An 18,436-nucleotide genomic window follows, 5' to 3' on the forward strand; every position below is an offset into this window, starting at 1 on the left:
TCTGATCGTCATGATGGCCTCGGGGGATCTGTCTTGATGAACCATCACCCGCTTTCCGCCGCCGCCGTCGTCGCCGCCGTCGGCATGGCCGCGCCCGCCATGGCCCAGGCGCAGACGCATAGTTTCAACATTCCCGCCCAGGACCTGGGCTCGGCGCTGCGTGCCTTTGGTCAGCAGTCCCGCCAGCAGATCGCGTTCGACGCCGCCGACGTCGGCGCGCGCAAGAGCGTCGCGCTCGTCGGCGAATTCACCGCCGAGGACGGGCTCGCCCGGCTGCTCGAGGGCAGCGGTCTGAAGTCTCGACGGGTCGGGGCGGTCATCGTGGTCGGATCACCCGCGCGCCTCAAGGGCGGTTCGGCCTCGGCCGACGAACTCTCGGCCGTGGTGGTGACCGGCACCCGCATCCGAGGCGCGCCGCCCACCTCGCCGGTGATCGTGCGCTCGCGCGAGCAAATGCGCGAGGAAGGACAGAACACCCTTGCCGATCTCCTGCGCGACATCCCGCAGAACTTCGGCGGCGGGCAGAACCCTGGCGTCGGCGTCGGCGTGCCGGCCGCCAACGGCGTGAACGTCAACGGCGCCTCATCCATCAATCTGCGCGGGCTGGGATCGGACGCGACCCTGACCCTCCTCAACGGTCGTCGCTTCTCCTACGCCGCTTCGCGCCAGAGCGTGGACGTGTCCACCATCCCGATCGACGCGGTCGATCGCATCGAGGTCGTCGTGGACGGCGCCTCGGCGCTCTACGGCTCGGACGCAGTCGCCGGCGTCGCCAACATCATCCTCAAGCGCGACTACGATGGCCTGGCCGTCTCGGCGCTCCTTGGCGGGTCGACCGACGGCGGCGGCTTCCAGCAGCGTTATGGAGTGACGACAGGGCGCAGATGGGGCTCGGGCGGGGTCATCGCGGCCGCCGAATACGGCCGGCAGGAGCCCGTGGTGTCCTCGCAGCGCGACTATTCAAGCCAGAAGCCCGGGATCACGCTCTATCCGCTGATGGAGAACTACAATCTCCTTGTCAGCGGCCATCAGGACCTGACCGAGGTCCTGACCTTCGAGCTCGACGCGCTCTTCAACCACCGCCGCAGCAGTTTCGATTTCCCCACCGACACCAGCGGACAGCCGCTCTACAACGGCCAGACGGTCTGGTCCGACACGCGCTCGATCCTGATCGCCCCGGCGCTGAAGGCCGAACTCGGGGGCGGCTGGCAAGGCGAGGTCTTCGGCGCCTACGGGGACGACAGGGCGCGCTTCGCGAACCGCTCGCACGTGCAGGGCGTGATGAGCGAATACAACGGCTGCTACTGCAACAACTCCACCCAGCTGGAGGCGACCGCCGACGGCCCGCTCATGTCATTGCCCGCGGGGCCCGTGCGGGCCGCCTTTGGCGGCGGCTACCGCAGCAACCACTTCGACGCGCGCCGGCCGATCTATCCGATCCTGAAGACGCAGGAGGACTACTACGCCTATGGCGAGCTGAACCTGCCGCTGGTCTCGGAGGCGCAGGACCTGGCCTATGTGCGGCGGCTGTCGCTGAACCTCGCGGCCCGGTACGAGAAATACGTCGACATCGACGAAGTGGTCACGCCAAAGATCGGCCTGTCCTTCGCGCCGACGGACGCGCTGGAGTTCAAGGCGGCCTGGGGCAAGTCCTTCAAGGCCCCGACGCTCTTCCAGCAATACAATGTGCGTCAGACGATCATCTATCCGGTGGCGCGCCTGGGGGCGAGCGGCTACCCGGCCGGCGCGACGGCCGTCCTGCTGTCGGGCGGCAACGCCGACCTCAAGCCCGAGCGGGCGACCACCTGGACCGCGGGCGTGGTCTGGAGGCCGGATGCGGTCCCGGGGCTCAAGCTCGAGGTCAGCTACTTCCACGTGGTCTACAAGGACCGCATCGTCACCCCGATCCCGTCCTCCTCGCAGGCGCTGGCCAGTCCGATCTACGGCTCCCTCGTCACCTACGCGCCCACGACGGCGCAGGTGGCGGCGGCCATGGCCACCACGGAGCTGACCACCAGCCTTGTGGGGACACTGGATCCCGCGACCGTCGTCGCCCTCATCGACAACACCAACCGAAACGCAGCCGAACAGCGTATCCAGGGCGTCGACGTGAACTTCCGATGGAGCCTGGAGGGGCTGACCTCTGGGGCCCTGACGGTCCTGGGCGACGCGAGCTACCTGGACAGCCAGCAGGACCTCCTGGCAGGCGCACCCACAGAGTCTCTGTCGGGCCAGGTGTTCAATCCGCCAAAGCTGCGCGGCCGCGTGGGTCTGCTATGGCGGCGCGACGCCCTGGCCCTGAGCGGCTTCGTCAACTACACCGGCGCGCTGAAGGACCAGCGGGGCGCCGTGGCCGCCGACGTCAAGGCCGTCGCGACCCTGGATCTCAACGCCGTCTACCGCTCCTCACGCGACGGGCCGCTGCACGGCGTCGAGCTGACCGCGTCGGTCCGCAATCTCTTCGATACGGATCCCGACACCATCGCCACCACCTTGCCCTACGAGCCGCCATTCGACTCGACCAACTACACCGCCCTTGGCCGGGTGGTCAGCGTGTCGGCGACCAAGCGCTGGTAGCCGCATGGCCCGTTCCGCGCCCAACCTGACGCTCCGCTGACGGCGCTCGGGTTGGGCTGGCGCCAGGCGCGCTTTGATTTCGAAAATCGCGGCGAGGGTGTCGAGGCGGCGGCAAGCCACGAACTGGCGGTCGCCGACGTCACGAGGAGGCCGGCTCAGGCCGAACGGGGCGGCCTCGAGCATCCGCATCATCGGGAATGGCGCTGGGCGCATTTGGCCGTCCTCCGCCGAGGTGATTGTCGGCTTCTGGTCCCGCAGGCTTGGGAGTTCCGCAGCGTCATCCGCTCGGGTGCTTCGGAAGGGGACGGATGGCAGGCGGCGCGCGGATTCGACTGCCTGCAGCGCAGCGCTCGCGTCTCGGGCGCGCGGGTATTGGAGTCGGAATTTTCCGGATTCGAGAACGCCAGGGCGACTCGTGGCGGCGAGGGGGCGATTCGCAGCTTTTGGAGTCGGTGACAGCCGACGCGGGCGCGTCACCACGCCAATATCTCGCCTAAGGAAGATTATCGGAAATATGAGCTATCGACGAAATGGAACTTGATCCCGCTCAATGTCTTTTCGCCACGCAATCTCATTGTGACGCCGCAATCATTCAACGGAGCCGATCTATGCCTCAGTTCAAGGTAGCCTACACCGTCGCCGCCGCCACGGCGCTGCTGGCCGTGGCCGGATGCGGTCCCAAGGCCGCCAAGACCGAAGCCGCCGCGGAGTCGACGGCGCCGCTCGGCGCCGTGCCGCCGAATCTCTGGCGCGTCGACGTGATGGATGGCGACAAGGTCACCGACACCATCGACATCTGCGCCGACAAGGACACCCAGGCCGGCTTCATCCGCCCGGCGCCCTCGGTCGACGGCAAGGAATGCGTCCGTGTCGACGACGCCGTGGAGACCGCCGACACCTATTCGGTGCGCTGCCGCGTCGGCGACCAGCTCTATCGCGCCGGCTCCTCGGTCACCGGCGACCAGGCCAAGGACTTCACCGTCGACATGGCGGTCACCCGCCAGGACGAAAAGGCCCCGATGTACGAACAGGTGCGCCACTACACGCTGCAGGGCGCGTGCCCGGCCGGCTGGCGCGTGGGCGATTCCGGCAAGCCCGGCGCCACGACCGTCACCGACGGCGTCACCGGCCAGCCCCGCGCCCTGGAGCCCGCCAAGGGCGAATGAACAAACGGCCGCAAGGCCCGATTCCGACCCAGGAAGCGTCCGGCCCGTCCGGGCGCTTCTTTGCGTTCTGGGCCCGCTTCACGCAGGACATGAAGTCGCCTGAAGACGCAGGAATATCCAGTAAATACAAAATACTTTGAGGTGATCCTCAAATCGCGCGTCACACGCCGAACGGATAGATGTCGGGCGCGCCCTCGGGCGGCGCGCCGGCCAGGGGCGTCACCGGCGCCGTCTCCTCGAACCAGAGGAAGGCGTCGAACTGCCGCGACAGCCGCGCGTTGAAATAGTGGCTCTGCAGTTCGGTTTGCGGCCGATAGATCACCCCGATCGCCCGTTCCAGCCTGGGCCGCGACAGGGCCGCCGCCAACTCGCGATCGCGCCGCCAGTCCACCAGGGCGCGCGGATGGCCCGCCTGCAGGAACGCGTGCTCCCAGCTTCCGCGCCGGCTGGGCAAGATGTCCTTGATCCGCACCGGCCCGCCCCAGTCGTCGGCGGCCGCGACCCGGCCGTGGTCGGTCCCAAGGCCGATGGCCACGCAGCGGGGTCCGAACGCCTCGCGGCAGAGCTGGCCGATATTGAACTCGCCCGCCTCGCCCATCGCCGTGGCCGAGGCGTCGCCGATGTGGGAGTTGTGCGCCCAGACGACCGCCTTGGCCTCGGGCCCCCTCGCCTCCAGCAGCCGCAGCAGGGTGGCGAACATGTGCCCGTCGCGGCGGTTCCAGCTCTCGATCGAGCTGCGGTACATGGCCCGGTAGTAGGTCTCGGCGGCGGCCACGACCCGGGCGTTCTGCTCGGCGTCCAGATAGTCCTCGCCGTCGAGCGCGGCGTAGGCGTAGCGCTGGCCGACCACGGCGACGAGCTGGTCGACGACGGAGTCCTCGCAGTCCGCCTCCCCCAGCCGCGCGGCCGCGCCATAGAGCTGCGGCTCGCTCATGAACGGCGTCAGGCAGCCGTAGCGCGCCCTCGCCTGCGCGGCGGCGGCCGGGTCCACGCGGTCGAGGTAGCGGATCACCTCGGCGGCCGACTGCGACAGGCTGTAGACGTCCAGCCCCCGCACCTCCACCCGGTCCTGCGCCGGCCGGTGCAGATTCCAGGCGCGCAGCCCGTGCAGAAAGGCGCCGAACTCGGCGTTGCGCCACATCCAGCGCGGAAAGTTGACGAAGCTGTCGTGCTGGCCCCAGACGCCGCGGTTGCGCGCGAACCGGTCCAGGTCCGCCACGTCGGGCCAGTCCGCCTCCAGGGCCACGATGCGGAAGCCGTGGCGCTCCACGAGCCGGCGGGTGATCGCCGCCCGCGCCCGATAGAACTCGGCCGTGCCGTGGGTGCATTCGCCGAGCAGCACGACGCGCGCGTCGCCGAAGGAGTCGAACGCGGCGGCGAAGTCCGGGTCGTCGATGTCGGGCAGCGGCCTGGCGGCCGAACGCAGCACCCCGGCGAGATCCAGGACGGCTGGCGCAGCGGGCGTCGACATGGCGGCCTCCTTCGGCGCCCTCCCCGCAAGCAGGGCCCTTTCCGGCCGCCCACCAGAGCGCGATCGGCGACCGCAAGCCTTGACGACGGTCAAAGCTCCGGCCCGCCGGATTGATTAACGTGATGAGCGGAGAGGAGACGCTCAATGACCATGTCGGCCCGCTTCGTCCGCATCCCGCCGCTGCAACTGGGTGCGGAGCTTCGCATCCCCGACAAGCCGCGCGGCTTGGTGATCTTCGCCCACGGCAGCGGCTCCAGCCGCTTCAGCCCGCGCAATCAGAGCGTCGCACAAGCTCTTGTCGCGTCGGGATTTTCAACTCTCCTTCTGGATCTGCTGACCGAGGACGAAGCCCAGCATCGCGCCAATGTCTTCGACATCGACCGCCTGGGCGCGCGCCTGGTGGATGCGATCGACTGGGCCGGCTCTCAGCCCGAGCTCGCCGACCTGCCGATCGGCCTGTTCGGCGCCAGCACCGGCGCGGCCGCGGCGTTGCAGGCCGCGGCCCTGCGTCCTCGCCGGGTGCGCACGGTGATCTCGCGCGGCGGCCGGCCGGATCTGGCGCACGACCGCCTGGCCGAGGTCGAGGCGCCCGTCCTGCTGATCGTCGGCTCCCAGGATGAGCCGGTGCTCACCTGGAACCGCGAGGCGCTGATGGAGCTGAACGCCGCCTCGCGGCTGGAGGTGGTGGACGGCGCCACGCATCTCTTCGAGGAGCCCGGCGCGCTCTACGAGGTCGTGCGCCTGGCCATCGACTGGTGCCAGGACACCCTGGCCTCGCCCGCCCGTCCCGGCCGCCAGCAGCCCGGCGCTCAGTCGGCCGCGTCCTGAGCGAGCAGCCGCACCACGTCCTCGTCCGATAGCTGGTGGAAGTCGCGATAGAAGCCGCCGACGCCGAAGAACGGCTGCGGCTGCTCCAGCACGGCCACCTCGTAGCCCGCCGCCTCCATCTCGGCCACGGTGTCCGGCGGCGCCACCGGCGCGGCGATGATGACGCGGGCCGCCCCCTGCGCGCGCAGGGCCGTCGCCGCCGCCCGCGCCGTGGCGCCGGTCGCCAGGCCGTCGTCGACGATGACCGCCGTGCGCCCGCGCGGATCGATCCTGGGGCGGTCGCCCAGATAGAGCGCCCTGCGCCGCTCGATCTCGGCCAGTTGCTCGGCCCGGGCGCGCTCCAGATAGGCGTCGCTCGCGCCGGTCATCCGCTTGACCTCGGGATTGACGACGGTGAACGGTTCCGCGCCGTCGGCGACGGCCCCAAGGGCCAGTTCGGGCGAGCCGGGCGCGCCGATCTTGCGCACCAGCACGAGATCGACCGGCGCCTTCAGCCGCCGGCCGACGGCCACCGCCAGCGGCACGCCGCCGCGCGGCAGGGCGTAGACGGCCGGGTGGTCCAGGGCGAGCCCGCCCAGGGCCTCGCCCAGTTCCCGGCCCGCCTCCTCCCGGTCGGCGAAGATTCGGCTCTGCTCACGCATGATCGCCCTCCCCGCCCCGCCTGCGCGGGGGCTAGTGCGACACGAACACCGGAATCGGCGGCCGGCTGAGCACGTGCCGGCTCACGCCGCCCAGCACCAGCTCCTGCAGCCGCGAATGGCCGAACAAGCCCATCACCAGGAGATCGGCGTCGTATTCGGCGATGTTCCTCTCGATCACCTCGGCGGCGGTCTCGTCGGGGCCCGGATCGACGATCAGGTTGGCCTTGCAGCCGTGACGCTCCAGATAGCGCTGCAACATGCCGTCCGGCCCGGCTTCGCTCTGCGGCGATACGGCCAGCACATGCACCTCGTCGGCCTCGGCGATCAGCGGCCAGGCGTCGCGCAGGGCCCGCGCGGCCTCGCGCTTGCCATTCCAGGCGACGAGCACCCGCTTGCCCACCGGCGGCGCATAGCCCTGCGGCGGCAGGATCAACGCCGGCCCGCCGCTGGCCAGCACCACCCGCGCGGCGGCCACCGCATGTTCGCTGAGGCAGGCGCGGGCGGACAGCGGCATGATCGTAAGGTCGGTGCGCCGCGTGCAGGCGATCAGGTTCTCGGGGTTGTCGCCGCCGATCTTCATGAAGTCGATCTTCGCGCCGGTCTCGCCGGCCGCGGCCTCCAGGCGCTGGCGGGCCGTCTCGCTGGCCGCGTCGATCGCCTTGGCGTGGTCGCTGAGCACCTGTTCGACGGTGTCCGGCGGCAGGAACGACAGCCCGTCGGCGGCCATGTATTGGCGCAGGAAGTCGCTCGTCAGGAACACGCCCGTGAGATGGGCGCGCCAGCGCGCCGCCAGCTCCGCCGCGGTCCGCGCCCGGACGATGCACTCCTCGGTCTCGTCGACCACCACCAACATGTCGCGGAACACCGGCCGCCTCCTTGCTCTTGATTTGCACAATCCTCGGGCCCGACGGCGGGGCCCGCCTTGACTGGCGTCAAGCGCGCAGGCGGTTCCGGCCGGCGGTCAGAACCAGGCCCGCACCCCGACGACCAGCGAGGTCCGTGTCGGATCCTCGCCGGCGGCGCGGGCAAGGTCCGCGGTTCCGCCGTATCTGCGCAGATGCACGACGCCGATGTAAGGGGCCAATTCCCTGGCCAGGTGATAACGCAGGCGCAGTCCGTACTCGGCGTCGCTGAGCCCCGAGGCCAGGCCGCGTTCGGGCGCGTCGCGCGCGACCAGGTTGATCTCGGTGCGGGGCTGCAGGACGAGCCTCTGGGTGATCCTGAAGTCGTAGGCCGCCTCCAGCCGCGCTGAGGCCTCGCCGCGGTTCGAGACGAAGCCGGCCAGCGACAGTTCCGCGCCATAGGGCGTCAGCCCTTCCAGGCCGAGCACGGCGAAGGTGCGCGACGGCTCGGGCCGGAAGTCCTGCCGAAGCCCCGCCTGCAGGTCGAAATAGGGGCTGATCGCGCGCGAGTAGACCGCCTGCGCCTCGGCCGCCTCCGGCCGCTCGCCGGACGCGCCCTCCCCCTCGGACTTGACCACGAGGCGGTTGATGTCGCCGCCGATCCAGGCCTCGCCGCGCCAGGCGTAGTCGTCCGTCCCCGAATGCGCGCGCATCTCGGCGGTGTTGACCATCACCTTCCAGAAGGGATGGCCGCCGTGCTCGTCGGTCAGCACCGCCCGGGCGTGGGCCATCCGGCCGGCGGGGAACACCGTGTCGGCGGCATGGTCCTTGGGCGCCGGCGGCGGCGCGGCGGCGGACGCGCTTGGGGCCTTCATGGACGACATGTCGTGGTCCATCGCCGGCATGTCGTCGCCCATGGCGCCTCCCATGGCGCTCATGTCGTGGCCGGCGTGCGGATCGGTCTGGGCCAGCGCCGGAGCGGCGGCCGCGGACGACAACAGAATCAGGAAAATCAAACGGTTCACGCCGCTTCTCCATCCAGCGGCCGAACCGTGACCACGTTAAACATGCCCGCGTGCATGTGGTAGAGCAGGTGGCAGTGGAAGGCCCAGTCCCCGGGAGCGTCGGCGGTCAGGTCGAACGTCGCCTTGGCGCCCGGCTGCACCGTCACGGTGTGCTTGCGCGGATGGCGCCCGTCATGGCCGTTCACCACCTCGAAGAAGTGGCCGTGCAGGTGGATCGGGTGGGCCATCATCGTGTCGTTGACCAGGGTGACGCGCACGCGCTCGTCGCGCCGGAACGGGATCGGCTCGGTGAAGGGCCCGTAGCGTTCGCCATCGAAGCCCCACATGAAGCGGTCCATGTTGCCGGTCAGGTGGATCTCCATCTGTCGGGACGGCGGCCGCGGGTCGGGCCCCGGCTCCAGGGCCACGAGGTCGGCGTAGACCAGGACGCGGTGACCGACGTCCCGCAGGCCGACGCCGGGCTCGCCCGTGCGATCCGCGGGCATGGGCGAAATCATCTGCACGCCCGGCCCCGGCTTGACCTCGGGCGCGGCGGAGAGGTCGCGCATCGACATCGTCCCATGGCTCATCGCCGTCTGCGCCGCCCCATGATCCATCGAGGCGTGATCCATCGCGCCATGGTCCATGCCGCTCATGGTCCCGTGGTCCATCCCGGCCATGTCCATTCCGGGCATCTCCATCCCGGCCATGCCGCCCTCCATGCCGGTGGTCATGTCCATGCCCATGTCGCGCATGCCCAGCACCGGCCGCGCGCGCAGCGGCGGGACGGCGGCGGTCATTCCCGGGCGCGGCGCAAGCGTCGCCCGGCCCATGCCGGAGCGGTCCGCGCTCTCGGCGACGAGGGTGTAGGCGCGATCGCCAGGCGTTACGACGATGTCGTAGGTCTCGGCCGGTGAGATTTGAAACTCATCGATTTCTACTGGCACGACGTTCTGTCCGTCGGCCTGGACGACGCTCATCGCCAGGTCCGGAATGCGCACGTTGAAGATGGTCATGGCCGCCGCGTTGATGATGCGCAGGCGCACGCGCTGGCCCGGCTCGAACAGGCCCGTCCAGTTGTCCTGCGGCCCATGGCCGTTGATCAGATAGGTGTAGGCCGAGGCGGTGACGTCGAGGATGTCGGTGGGGTCCATGCGCATGCCCGCCCAGGTCACGCGCTCGGCCAGCGGCTGGTCCCGCCCCGCCAGCAGGCCGGCGATCGTCTGGCGCTGGCGGTTGAAGTAGCCGGGCTCGGCCTTCAGCTTGCGCATGATCTCCTGCGGCCGCATGAAGCTGTAGTCCGACAGCACGACCACATGTTCGCGATCGGCGGCCACCGGATCGTCCCCCGCCGGGTCGATGATGATCGGCCCGTAGTGGCCCTCCTGCTCCTGCAGGCCCGAGTGGCTGTGGTACCAGTAGGCGCCCGACTGCCGCACCGGCAACTCGTAGACGAAGGTCTCGCCCGGCCGAATTCCCGGAAAGCTCAACCCCGGCACGCCGTCCATCTGGAACGGCACCAGCAGGCCGTGCCAGTGCACCGAGGTGTCTTCGGCCAGGTCGTTGGTGACGGCGATGCGCACCGTGCGGCCTTCCTTCAGGCGCAGCAGCGGCCCCGGGATCGCGCCGTTGAGCGTCACCGCCGTGCCCTTGCGGCCGTCGATGCGCACCGGCGTGCGCGCGATCTTGAGGGCGATGTCGTCGCCCGAGAGCGTGGCGCCCGGCCCCGCCTGCGCGTCCGCCGCCCTCGCCCAGGCCGGCAGCAGGCCGGCCAGCGCCGCCGAGCCGCCGAAGGCGGTGGCCGCACGCAGCAGGCGCCGGCGATTCAGGTCAGTCATCTTCGACAATCCCAGTTCTGGTTCGCCGACCTGATGCAGGTTCCCGCCGTTGGAAGGTCAAGCCGCCTTCCGGCCCTTGACCTTCCCATGATGGGAATCCCTAGCTTGTCGAGGACGGCCAGTTCCAGGAGCGTCCAGACATGCCGAATTCGCCCACCGCCCCGCTCGACATCGCCATCCGCGGCATGACCTGCGCCGGATGCGTCAGCCGCGTCGAGCGCGCCATCAAGGCCGCGCCCGGCGTCACCGACGCCAGCGTGAACCTCGCCACCGAGCGCGCCCACGTCGAGCTCGCGAGCCAAGGCGACGCCGCCGCCGTGGTCGAGGCCATCCGCAAGGCCGGCTACGAGCCGCAGGTCGACACCGTCGACCTGAAGATCGGCGGCATGAGCTGCGCCAGTTGCGTCAACAAGGTCGAGGCCGCGCTGCGCAACGCGCCGGGCGTCGTCGGCGCCTCGGTCAACTTCGCCACCGAGCGCGCGCAGGTCTCCGTGCTCCACGGCGCGGCCACGGAAAAGGCGCTGGAGGCCGCCGTGGCCAAGGCCGGCTACAAGGCCCATGCGCCGCACGCCGGCGGCCACATGCACGACCACATGGGCGGCGACGACGCCTCCCGCGCCAGGGAGATCGCCGGCCTCAAGCGCGACACCCTGATCGCGGCCCTGGCGACGGCGCCGCTGCTCGTCGTGGAGATGGGCGGCCACGTCGCGCCGGCCATCCACCACTGGATCGCCGCCTCCATCGGCGAACAGACCTGGAGCTATGTCAGCTTCGCGCTCGCCGCCGTGGCCCTGTTCGGCCCGGGGCTCAGGTTCTTCAAGGCTGGCCTTCCCAACCTCCTGCGCCTGTCGCCGGAGATGAACTCCCTGGTCGTGCTGGGCACGAGCGCGGCCTTCCTCTATTCGGCCGCCGTCACCTTCGCGCCGGGCCTGTTCCCGGCGAACGCGCGCAACGTCTACTACGAGGCCGCCGCGGTCATCGTCACCCTGATTCTCCTGGGCCGCCTGTTCGAGGCCCAGGCGCGCGGCCGCACCGGCGTGGCGATCCGCAAGCTCATGAAGCTGCAGGCCAAGACCGCCCGCGTGGTCCGCGACGGCGCCGAGCAGGAGGTCCCGATCGACCAGGTCGTGGCCGGCGACGTGGTCGCCGTTCGCCCGGGCGAGCGCGTGGCGGTGGACGGCGAGGTGGTCGACGGCGGCTCCTTCGTCGACGAATCCATGGTCACCGGCGAGCCGATCCCGGTGGAGAAGGCGCCCGGCGCCAAGGTCACCGGCGGCACGCTCAACACCACGGGCGCCTTCCGCTTCCGCGCCGAGAAGGTCGGCGCCGACACCATGCTGGCCCAGATCGTGCGCATGGTGGAGCAGGCCCAGGCCGGCAAGCTGCCGGTGCAGGCGCTGGTCGACAAGGTCACCGGCTGGTTCGTCCCCGCGGTGATCGCCGCGGCAGTGCTCACCTTCGCCGTCTGGCTGGTGTTCGGCCCGGCCCCGGCGCTCACCTTGGCCCTGGTCAACGCCGTGGCGGTGCTGATCATCGCCTGCCCCTGCGCCATGGGGCTGGCCACCCCCACCTCGATCATGGTCGGCACCGGCCGCGCCGCCGAGCTCGGCGTGCTGTTCCGCCGGAGCGACGCGCTGCAGGCCCTGCAGGGCGTCAAGGTGGTCGCCTTCGACAAGACCGGCACCCTCACCCTGGGCCGCCCGGCCCTGACCGACCTGGAGCCCGCCGAGGGCTTCGGCGAGGCCGAGGTCCTCGCCCTGATCGCGGCCGTGGAGCGCCGCTCCGAGCATCCGATCGCCCGCGCGGTGGTCGAGGCCGCCGACGCCCGCCAGCTGCAGATCCCCGAGGTCGAGGGCTTCGAGACCACGACCGGCGCCGGCGCCCAGGGGAAGGTGGGCGGCAAGCGCGTGCAGATCGGCGGCGCTCGGTTCATGCAGGATCTGGGCATCGACGTCTCGCCGCTGATCGGGCGCGCCGAGGCCCTGGCCGGCGAGGCCAAGACCGCCCTCTACGCCGCGGTCGACGCCCGCCTGGCCGCCGTGGTCGCCGTGGCCGACCCGATCAAGCCCAGCGCCGCCGAGGGCCTGAAAGCGCTGAGCGCGCTCGGCGTGAAGATCGCCATGGTCACCGGCGACGGCGCGGCCACCGCCGCCGCGGTGGGTCGCGCGCTCGGCGTCGACGACGTGGTCGCCGAGGTGCTGCCCGCCGGCAAGGTCGAGGCGATCGAGAACCTGCGCCGCCGCCACGGGCCGATCGCCTTCGTCGGCGACGGGGTCAACGACGCTCCGGCCCTCGCGGCCGCCGACGTGGGGATCGCCATGGGCGCGGGCACGGACGTGGCCATCGAAAGCGCCCAGGTGGTGCTGATGCGCGGCGATGTGCGGGCGGTGGCCGCCGCCGTGGCGCTGAGCCGCGCGGTGATGGGCAACATCGGCCAGAACCTGGCCTGGGCCTTCGGCTACAACGCCCTGTTGATCCCGCTGGCCGCGGGCGCCCTCTATCCGGCGTTCGGCGTGCTGCTCTCGCCGGTGTTCGCCGCCGGCGCCATGGCGCTCTCCAGCGTCAGCGTGGTGCTGAACGCCCTGCGCCTGCGCGCCTTCAAACCGCCTGTCGGGAGTCTTTCATGAACATCGGCCAGGCCGCCAAGGCCAGCGGCGTCACCGCCAAGATGATCCGCTACTACGACGAGATCGGCCTGGTGCGGCCCACCAGCCGCACCGACGCCAACTACCGCGAATACGGCGAGCGCGAGATCAATGAGCTGCGGTTCGTGCGGCGGGCGCGCAGCCTGGGCTTCTCGGTAGCCGAGATCACCCTGCTCCTGTCCCTGTGGCGCGACCGCAACCGGCCGAGCCGCGAGGTCAAAGCGATCGCCGACCGCCACCTGGCCGATCTCGACACCCGCATCGCCGAGATGACCGCCATGGCCGACACCCTGCGCGAGCTCTCGCGCTGCTGCGCCGGCGACGACCGGCCCGACTGCCCGATCCTGGCCGATCTCACCGGTGAAGGCCGCGTCACGGCGGCCGCGGACCAGGGCTAGGCGGCCGGCAGTTCGAGCGCGCCGCTGGCGATCTTCTTCAGGGTCTCGACGAAGAACACCGGCTCCAGCGCGGTGATCCGCGCCTCCAGGCTCTCGGCCGTCTCGCCGGGCTCGAGCGTCAGCACGCGCTCGGCGACCACCGGGCCGTGATCGTACTCCTCGTCCACCAGGTGGATGGTCGCCCCGCTCTGGTTCGCGCCGGAGCCGATGATCGCCTCGTGCACCCGCCGGCCGTACATGCCCTCCCCGCCGAACCGCGGCAGCGGCCCGGGGTGGATGTTCAGCACACGGTTGCGGTAGCGCGTCAGCGTGCGCGGCCCCAGCCGCCGCAGGTAACCGGACAGCACCACCAGATCGACCCCGGCGGCCTCCAGCGTCTCGCAAAGCCGCGCGTCGGCGGCCTCGGCGTCGTCCTTGGTGGGGATGCAGACGGCGCTCACCCCGTGCTCGCGGGCGAACTCCAGCGCGGCGGACGAGCGGTTGTTGCTGATCACGACGGCCGCTTCGGCGGGCAGCTCCCCCGCCTCGATGGCGGTGACGACCGCGCGCAGGCTCGAGCCGTTGCGCGACGCCAGGAATCCGAGGCGAAGGGGCTTTCTATTCAACGCGTTCATTCGTCCAGCTCATGCACGAACGAAAGTCCGTCGAACGCCGGCTCGACCCCGCTCGGCAGCCTGGCGGCCAGGTCGGCGAAATCCAGGTCGATGTGCATGTTGGTCAGGATCGCCCGTCGCGGCCTGACCCGTTCGATCCATTCCAGCGCCAGCTCCACATGGGCGTGGGTCGGGTGCGGACGCCAGCGCAGGGCGTCGAGGATCCACACGTCCAGGTCCGCCAGCGCCTCGAAGGCCGCCTCGTCCAGCCCCACCACGTCGCTGGAATAGGCCACCCCGCCGAAGCGGTAGCCGACCGAGCGGATCGCGCCATGGTCCTGGTCGAAGGTCACGACCGGCACCGCGCCGGACGGCCCTTCGATCGCGAAGCTCTGGCCGTGCGGCGGCAGGCGATGATCGGTGCAGATCGCCGGATAGCCGGCCTCCGGCGCGAAGATGTAGCCGAAGCGCCGGTGCAGCGACACGTGGGTCGCCTCGTCCATCCAGCAGGGAATGCGCGCCCGCTGGCGGATGAAGAAGGCGCGCACGTCGTCCAGCCCATGCGTCTGGTCGGCATGGTCGTGGGTGATCAGCACCGCATCCAGCCGCTTGGCCCCAGCCCGCGCCGTCTGCAGCCGCAGGTCCGGCGAGGTGTCCACCAGCACGGTGGTCTGCTGCTCGGCCTGCCCCGCCTCGTCCAGCCGCCGCACCAGGAGCGAGCAGCGCGAGCGGGCGTTGCGCGGATCGTTCGGATCGCACGCGCCCCAGTCGCCGTCGGCCCGCGGCACCCCGCCCGAGGAGCCGCACCCGAGAATGGTCACCTCCAGCGCGCCGGTCATGGGCGCGGGATCCTGTCGAACAGGGCGAAGAAGGCGTCCTCTGTCCGCGCCTCGGCCTCGGCCATCGACCAGCCGCGGATCTCCGCCAGCTTGGCCAGCACATGCGGCAGGAACGCCGGCTCGTTGCGCCGGCCGCGGAACGGCACGGGCGCCAGATAGGGGCAGTCGGTCTCCACGATGATCCGGTCGGCCGGCATCTGCGCCACCACCTCGCGCACGTCCTCGGCGGCCTTGAAGGTGGCGATGCCCGACACCGAGAACCAGGCCCCCAGCGCCGCGGCCCGCGCCGCCAGCTCCGCGCCGGAGGTGTAGCAGTGCATCAGCATCCGGAACGGGCCGCGCGCGTACTCCTCCTCGATGATCTGGCTCATCACCGCGTCGGCCTCGCGGGTGTGGACCACCAGCGGCAGGCCGGTCTCCCGCGCCGCCGCCACGTGGGCGCGGAACACCTGCGCCTGGATGTCCCGCGGGCTGAGGTCGTAGTGGAAGTCCAGGCCCGTCTCGCCGACGCCCACCACCTTGGGATCGCCTGCGACATCGATCAAGGTTTGCGCCGCAAGCTCAGGATTTTCCTTGGCTTCGTGTGGATGCGTACCGATCGTGCACCAGATGTCGTCCGCCTCGGCCACGGCGCGCACGGCCGCGTAGTTCGACACCCGGTCGCAGATGTTGACCATCAGCGCGATCCCGGCGGCGCGCGCCCGCTCGATCACCTCGGCCCGGTCCTCGTCGAACTGCGGAGCGTGGAGGTTGACGTGGCTGTCGATCAACATGCGGCGAAAGGGGTTCAGGCGCGCGCGGCGGCGCGCAGTTCGGCTAGGGCGGTGAAGAAGGCGTCGGTGCGGTCGAGATTGACCGCCTCCACCTCGCGGGGCAGGCGCTGGAGCGTCTCCCACGCCGCGGCCCATCGATCAAGCGTCGGCGCGCCCTGCTGGGCCCGGTCCACCAGATGGTCGTGCACCCGGTCGGCCAGCCGCTCGAGGAGCAGGTTGAACTGGGCCTGCCCCTCCCCCCCGCGGAACTTGTCGGCCAGCGCCAGGGCGGCGGCCTCGTCCAGCGCCGGCAACTCGTGCAGAATGTGGCGCGCGGCGTCGTCCAGGCCGATGGCGTCGGCCGCCGCCAGCGCCACCGCCCGGCCCGGCGCGCCGCCGCTCATCGCCGCCAGCCGCAGCGCGTCCTCCGCGGTCACGTCGGCGCGCGCCCGCACGAAGTCGGCGACCACGTGCTCGTCCAGCGGCTGGAAGGTCAGCCGGCGGCAGCGCGAGCGGATCGTGGCCAGAAGCCGGCCCGGCGAATGGGAGATCAGGAAGAGCACGCCCCTGGGCGGCGGCTCCTCCAGGGTCTTCAGCACCGCGTTGGCCGCGTTGATGTTCAGGTCGTCGGCCGCGTCGATGATCGCCACCCGGTGCGCGGCCACGGCCGGCGACTTGGAGAAGAACTCCGAAAGCGCGCGCGCCTCGTCCACCGGGATCGCCCTGCGCGGCTTGCCATCCTCGCCGACGCGCTCCAGCACCATCAGGTCCGGATGCGAGCGGGCGATGATCTGGCGGCAGACCGGATGGGCCGGATCGGCGCCCAGCGCCCCATGCCCGTACGGCGGCGCGCCCAGCAGCCGCCGCGCCGCGCGATAGGCGAAGGTCGCCTTGCCCACGCCCTCCGGCCCCACCAGCAGCCAGGCGTGGTGCAGCCGCCCGCGCCGCCGGGCCGCCTCGAACGCGTCCTCCGCGCCGTCGTGGCCCATGAATTCGAAGGTCTCGCGCGGATGGGGCATGGCCGGCCGCTCAGCCATGGCCCCGCGCCTCGACGACGCGCCAGATCGCCGCGCCCACCGCGTCCATGTCGGCGCCGGCGTCGATCACCGCGCAGCGCTGCGGCTCGGCCTCGGCGATCGCCAGGAAGCCCTGGCGCAGCCGCTCGTGGAAGGCCGCGCCCTTGGATTCGAAGCGGTTCTCCCCGCCGGCGCGGCTGGCGGCCCGCGCCAGGCCCGTCTCCACCGGCAGGTCCAGGATCAGCGTCAGGTCCGGGCGAACCTCGCCCAGCACATGGGCCTCCAGCGCCGCGATCAGCCCCGAATCGGCGCCGCCCGCCGCCCCCTGGTAGGCCCGCGTGGAATCGGCGAAGCGGTCGCACACCACCCACTCGCCCCGCTCGAGGGCCGGGGCGATCACCCGCTCGATGTGGTCGCGCCGCGCGGCGTACATCAGCAGCGTCTCGGTCACCGGCGACCAGCGGTCGGCCGCGCCGTTCACCAGCAGGCCCCGGATGGTCTCCGCCCCTGGCGAGCCGCCCGGCTCGCGCGTGGCGACGACCGTGCGCCCGGCCGCGCGCAGCCGTTCGACCAGCCGCTTCACCTGGGTGGACTTTCCGCCCCCCTCGCCGCCTTCGAAAGTGATGAACCGCCCGCGCGCCACGGGCTCAAATTGGCCCGTTCGCCGGCAAAGTCCAGAGCCGGGCGGCCTGGAACGGGCCCCGCCTAGAAGGGCCCGATGACCTTGGCGTCGAAGAAGCCGTTGTCGGCGATCAGGTCGCGGGTGGCCCAGGCCTGGGCCTCGTCCGGCCCGGCCGGCGCGACCACCCGGTAGAGCGTCGTGCCGCCGCGCTCCATCGGCTCGATCACCGCCTGCACCCCTGCCTTCGAAAGGGCCGCGGCCGCGCGCTGGGCGTTGACGAGCTGGCCGAAGGCGCCGGCCTGCACACGAAAGCCGTTCGAGGCGGCCTCAACCGGCCTCGGCATGGAAATGACGTGCTCGTCCGGCGGATTGATCGGCGGCGGCGCCATCGAGGCCACAGGCGGCAGCTCGGACTGGGTGATCGCCATATCCGGCGCGGCGGGCGCCGCCGGCTCGGCCCAGGCCACGTCACGCTCCGGCGCCGCCTCGGCCGGCGCGCTCACCTGCGCCACGGGCGGCGGGGCGATCGGCGGGACGACGGCTGGCGCAGCCGGCGGCGGAGAGGTGGGCGCGGCGGCGCGCCAGGCCTCTTCCTCCATCCGGGCCGAGCGCTCGCCCTTCAGCGGCGCGGGCCCGACATAGCGCACGCGCACCTTGGCCAGTCCCTGGCGGTCGTAGCCCAGTTCGCGCGCGGCCTCGTGCGACAGGTCGATGATGCGCCCGCCCACGAACGGGCCGCGGTCGTTCACCCGCACCCGGATCGAGCGGCCGTTCTCCAGATTGGTCACCTCGACGATGCTAGGCAGCGGCAAGGTCGGATGGGCGGCCGACAACTGGTTCTTGTCGAAGATCTCGCCGTTGGCGGTCTTCTGGTTCTGGAACTGGTCGCCGTACCAGGAGGCCACGCCGCGCTTGTCGTAGTTCGGGTCCTCGCGCGGCACGTACCAGATGCCGCCCACCTGATAGGGTTTGCCCACCTTGTAGCGGCCGCCGGCGCCCGACGGCATGGCGCCGGGCGTCCGCCCCGCGGGGCCGGCCCCGCTCGCCTGCGGGAACCGCGCCGGATATTCCGGCCGCGGCGTGGCGCAGGCCGCCAGACTCGCACCGGCCAGCAGGACGATCGCCAGGTTGCGAGACGCAGCGACGGACCTGGGTAGCGCGATCATGAGCCATCCTTCACGGCGCGCCGTTCAGGCGCAGGTGA

The 18,436-nt window shown here is 71.3% G+C and carries 17 protein-coding genes; 6 read left to right on the plus strand and 11 right to left on the minus strand.

What is annotated here, in order from left to right; all coding sequences use genetic code 11:
- Positions 1-36: 36 nt before the first annotated feature.
- The 3 genes from ACE3TA_RS04005 to ACE3TA_RS04015 all read left to right on the plus strand — a co-directional run bounded on the left by ACE3TA_RS04005 (position 37) and on the right by ACE3TA_RS04015 (position 3,743).
- Positions 37-2,577: a TonB-dependent receptor domain-containing protein gene (locus ACE3TA_RS04005; protein ID WP_374570670.1), complete on the plus strand. Its 2,541-nt coding sequence runs from the start codon at positions 37-39 to the stop codon at positions 2,575-2,577.
- A gap of 51 nt (positions 2,578-2,628) precedes the next feature.
- Positions 2,629-3,033 (plus strand): hypothetical protein, encoded by a 405-nt coding sequence (locus ACE3TA_RS04010; RefSeq protein WP_374570672.1) that lies wholly within the window; start codon positions 2,629-2,631, stop codon positions 3,031-3,033.
- 152 nt (positions 3,034-3,185) lie between these two features.
- On the plus strand, positions 3,186-3,743 hold the full coding sequence (locus tag ACE3TA_RS04015) for a hypothetical protein (RefSeq protein ID WP_374570674.1): 558 nt from the start codon (positions 3,186-3,188) through the stop codon (positions 3,741-3,743).
- A gap of 160 nt (positions 3,744-3,903) precedes the next feature.
- Here ACE3TA_RS04015 and ACE3TA_RS04020 read toward each other — a convergent pair whose 3' ends face one another.
- The gene (locus tag ACE3TA_RS04020; RefSeq protein ID WP_374570676.1) at positions 3,904-5,214 is read right to left on the minus strand and encodes an erythromycin esterase family protein; all 1,311 of its coding nucleotides are present in this window, start codon (positions 5,212-5,214) and stop codon (positions 3,904-3,906) included.
- Positions 5,215-5,358: 144 nt separating this feature from the next.
- On the opposite strand from ACE3TA_RS04020, the gene ACE3TA_RS04025 reads away from it, so the two are divergent.
- Positions 5,359-6,042 carry a dienelactone hydrolase family protein gene (locus tag ACE3TA_RS04025; protein WP_374570678.1) on the plus strand — a complete coding sequence of 228 codons (684 nt, stop codon included), beginning with the start codon at positions 5,359-5,361 and terminating at the stop codon, positions 6,040-6,042.
- Here the strand turns inward: ACE3TA_RS04025 and ACE3TA_RS04030 are convergent.
- From ACE3TA_RS04030 to ACE3TA_RS04045, 4 genes are all read right to left on the minus strand, one after another.
- Positions 6,024-6,683: a phosphoribosyltransferase gene (locus tag ACE3TA_RS04030; protein WP_374570680.1), complete on the minus strand. Its 660-nt coding sequence runs from the start codon at positions 6,681-6,683 to the stop codon at positions 6,024-6,026. The genes ACE3TA_RS04025 and ACE3TA_RS04030 overlap by 19 nt on opposite strands.
- 31 nt (positions 6,684-6,714) lie before the next feature.
- Positions 6,715-7,548, minus strand: a complete 834-nt coding sequence (locus ACE3TA_RS04035) for a universal stress protein (protein WP_374570682.1) — start codon at positions 7,546-7,548, stop codon at positions 6,715-6,717.
- A 96-nt stretch (positions 7,549-7,644) separates the two neighbouring features.
- Positions 7,645-8,550 (minus strand): copper resistance protein B, encoded by a 906-nt coding sequence (locus ACE3TA_RS04040; protein WP_374570684.1) that lies wholly within the window; start codon positions 8,548-8,550, stop codon positions 7,645-7,647.
- The gene (locus ACE3TA_RS04045) at positions 8,547-10,367 is read right to left on the minus strand and encodes a copper resistance system multicopper oxidase (RefSeq protein WP_374570685.1); all 1,821 of its coding nucleotides are present in this window, start codon (positions 10,365-10,367) and stop codon (positions 8,547-8,549) included. Before ACE3TA_RS04045 ends, ACE3TA_RS04040 begins: the two co-directional genes overlap by 4 nt.
- A gap of 140 nt (positions 10,368-10,507) precedes the next feature.
- Between ACE3TA_RS04045 and ACE3TA_RS04050 the strand changes: the two genes are divergently transcribed.
- Both ACE3TA_RS04050 and cueR read left to right on the plus strand, forming a co-directional pair.
- Entirely contained in the window at positions 10,508-12,994 is a 2,487-nt protein-coding gene (locus ACE3TA_RS04050) for a copper-translocating P-type ATPase (protein WP_374570687.1), read from the plus strand.
- A complete protein-coding gene (gene cueR, locus ACE3TA_RS04055; protein WP_374570689.1) occupies positions 12,991-13,410 on the plus strand; it encodes a Cu(I)-responsive transcriptional regulator in 420 nt (139 codons plus the stop codon). The genes ACE3TA_RS04050 and cueR overlap by 4 nt, the downstream gene beginning before the upstream one ends.
- Here the strand turns inward: cueR and ACE3TA_RS04060 are convergent.
- The 6 genes from ACE3TA_RS04060 to ACE3TA_RS04085 all read right to left on the minus strand — a co-directional run bounded on the left by ACE3TA_RS04060 (position 13,407) and on the right by ACE3TA_RS04085 (position 18,398).
- Positions 13,407-14,024, minus strand: a complete 618-nt coding sequence (locus tag ACE3TA_RS04060) for a phosphoribosylglycinamide formyltransferase (protein WP_374570691.1) — start codon at positions 14,022-14,024, stop codon at positions 13,407-13,409. The genes cueR and ACE3TA_RS04060 overlap by 4 nt on opposite strands.
- Entirely contained in the window at positions 14,021-14,842 is an 822-nt protein-coding gene (locus ACE3TA_RS04065; protein ID WP_374570693.1) for an MBL fold metallo-hydrolase, read from the minus strand. Before ACE3TA_RS04065 ends, ACE3TA_RS04060 begins: the two co-directional genes overlap by 4 nt.
- Positions 14,839-15,615, minus strand: coding sequence for a TatD family hydrolase (locus ACE3TA_RS04070; protein ID WP_374570695.1), 777 nt, complete (start codon positions 15,613-15,615; stop codon positions 14,839-14,841). The genes ACE3TA_RS04065 and ACE3TA_RS04070 overlap by 4 nt, the downstream gene beginning before the upstream one ends.
- A gap of 14 nt (positions 15,616-15,629) precedes the next feature.
- Positions 15,630-16,631: a DNA polymerase III subunit delta' gene (locus ACE3TA_RS04075; protein ID WP_374570697.1), complete on the minus strand. Its 1,002-nt coding sequence runs from the start codon at positions 16,629-16,631 to the stop codon at positions 15,630-15,632.
- Positions 16,624-17,253, minus strand: a complete 630-nt coding sequence (gene tmk, locus ACE3TA_RS04080) for a dTMP kinase (RefSeq protein ID WP_374570700.1) — start codon at positions 17,251-17,253, stop codon at positions 16,624-16,626. The genes ACE3TA_RS04075 and tmk overlap by 8 nt, the downstream gene beginning before the upstream one ends.
- A 62-nt stretch (positions 17,254-17,315) precedes the next feature.
- Positions 17,316-18,398, minus strand: coding sequence for a septal ring lytic transglycosylase RlpA family protein (locus ACE3TA_RS04085; protein WP_374570702.1), 1,083 nt, complete (start codon positions 18,396-18,398; stop codon positions 17,316-17,318).
- Positions 18,399-18,436 lie beyond the last annotated feature (38 nt).

This window comes from Phenylobacterium sp. (assembly GCF_041916435.1).
Lineage (GTDB): Bacteria > Pseudomonadota > Alphaproteobacteria > Caulobacterales > Caulobacteraceae > Phenylobacterium.

Excerpts from the sequence above, each read along its gene's own strand:
- ACE3TA_RS04030 (WP_374570680.1), bottom strand. The coding sequence starts at position 6,683 with ATGCGTGAGCAGAGCCGAATCTTCGCCGACCGGGAGGAGGCGGGCCGG.
- cueR (WP_374570689.1), top strand. The coding sequence starts at position 12,991 with ATGAACATCGGCCAGGCCGCCAAGGCCAGCGGCGTCACCGCCAAGATG.
- ACE3TA_RS04085 (WP_374570702.1), bottom strand. The coding sequence starts at position 18,398 with ATGATCGCGCTACCCAGGTCCGTCGCTGCGTCTCGCAACCTGGCGATC.
- ACE3TA_RS04070 (WP_374570695.1), bottom strand. The coding sequence starts at position 15,615 with ATGTTGATCGACAGCCACGTCAACCTCCACGCTCCGCAGTTCGACGAG.
- ACE3TA_RS04065 (WP_374570693.1), bottom strand. The coding sequence starts at position 14,842 with ATGACCGGCGCGCTGGAGGTGACCATTCTCGGGTGCGGCTCCTCGGGC.
- ACE3TA_RS04025 (WP_374570678.1), top strand. The coding sequence starts at position 5,359 with ATGACCATGTCGGCCCGCTTCGTCCGCATCCCGCCGCTGCAACTGGGT.
- ACE3TA_RS04005 (WP_374570670.1), top strand. The coding sequence starts at position 37 with ATGAACCATCACCCGCTTTCCGCCGCCGCCGTCGTCGCCGCCGTCGGC.
- ACE3TA_RS04045 (WP_374570685.1), bottom strand. The coding sequence starts at position 10,367 with ATGACTGACCTGAATCGCCGGCGCCTGCTGCGTGCGGCCACCGCCTTC.
- ACE3TA_RS04075 (WP_374570697.1), bottom strand. The coding sequence starts at position 16,631 with ATGGCTGAGCGGCCGGCCATGCCCCATCCGCGCGAGACCTTCGAATTC.
- ACE3TA_RS04060 (WP_374570691.1), bottom strand. The coding sequence starts at position 14,024 with ATGAACGCGTTGAATAGAAAGCCCCTTCGCCTCGGATTCCTGGCGTCG.
- ACE3TA_RS04020 (WP_374570676.1), bottom strand. The coding sequence starts at position 5,214 with ATGTCGACGCCCGCTGCGCCAGCCGTCCTGGATCTCGCCGGGGTGCTG.
- ACE3TA_RS04050 (WP_374570687.1), top strand. The coding sequence starts at position 10,508 with ATGCCGAATTCGCCCACCGCCCCGCTCGACATCGCCATCCGCGGCATG.
- ACE3TA_RS04015 (WP_374570674.1), top strand. The coding sequence starts at position 3,186 with ATGCCTCAGTTCAAGGTAGCCTACACCGTCGCCGCCGCCACGGCGCTG.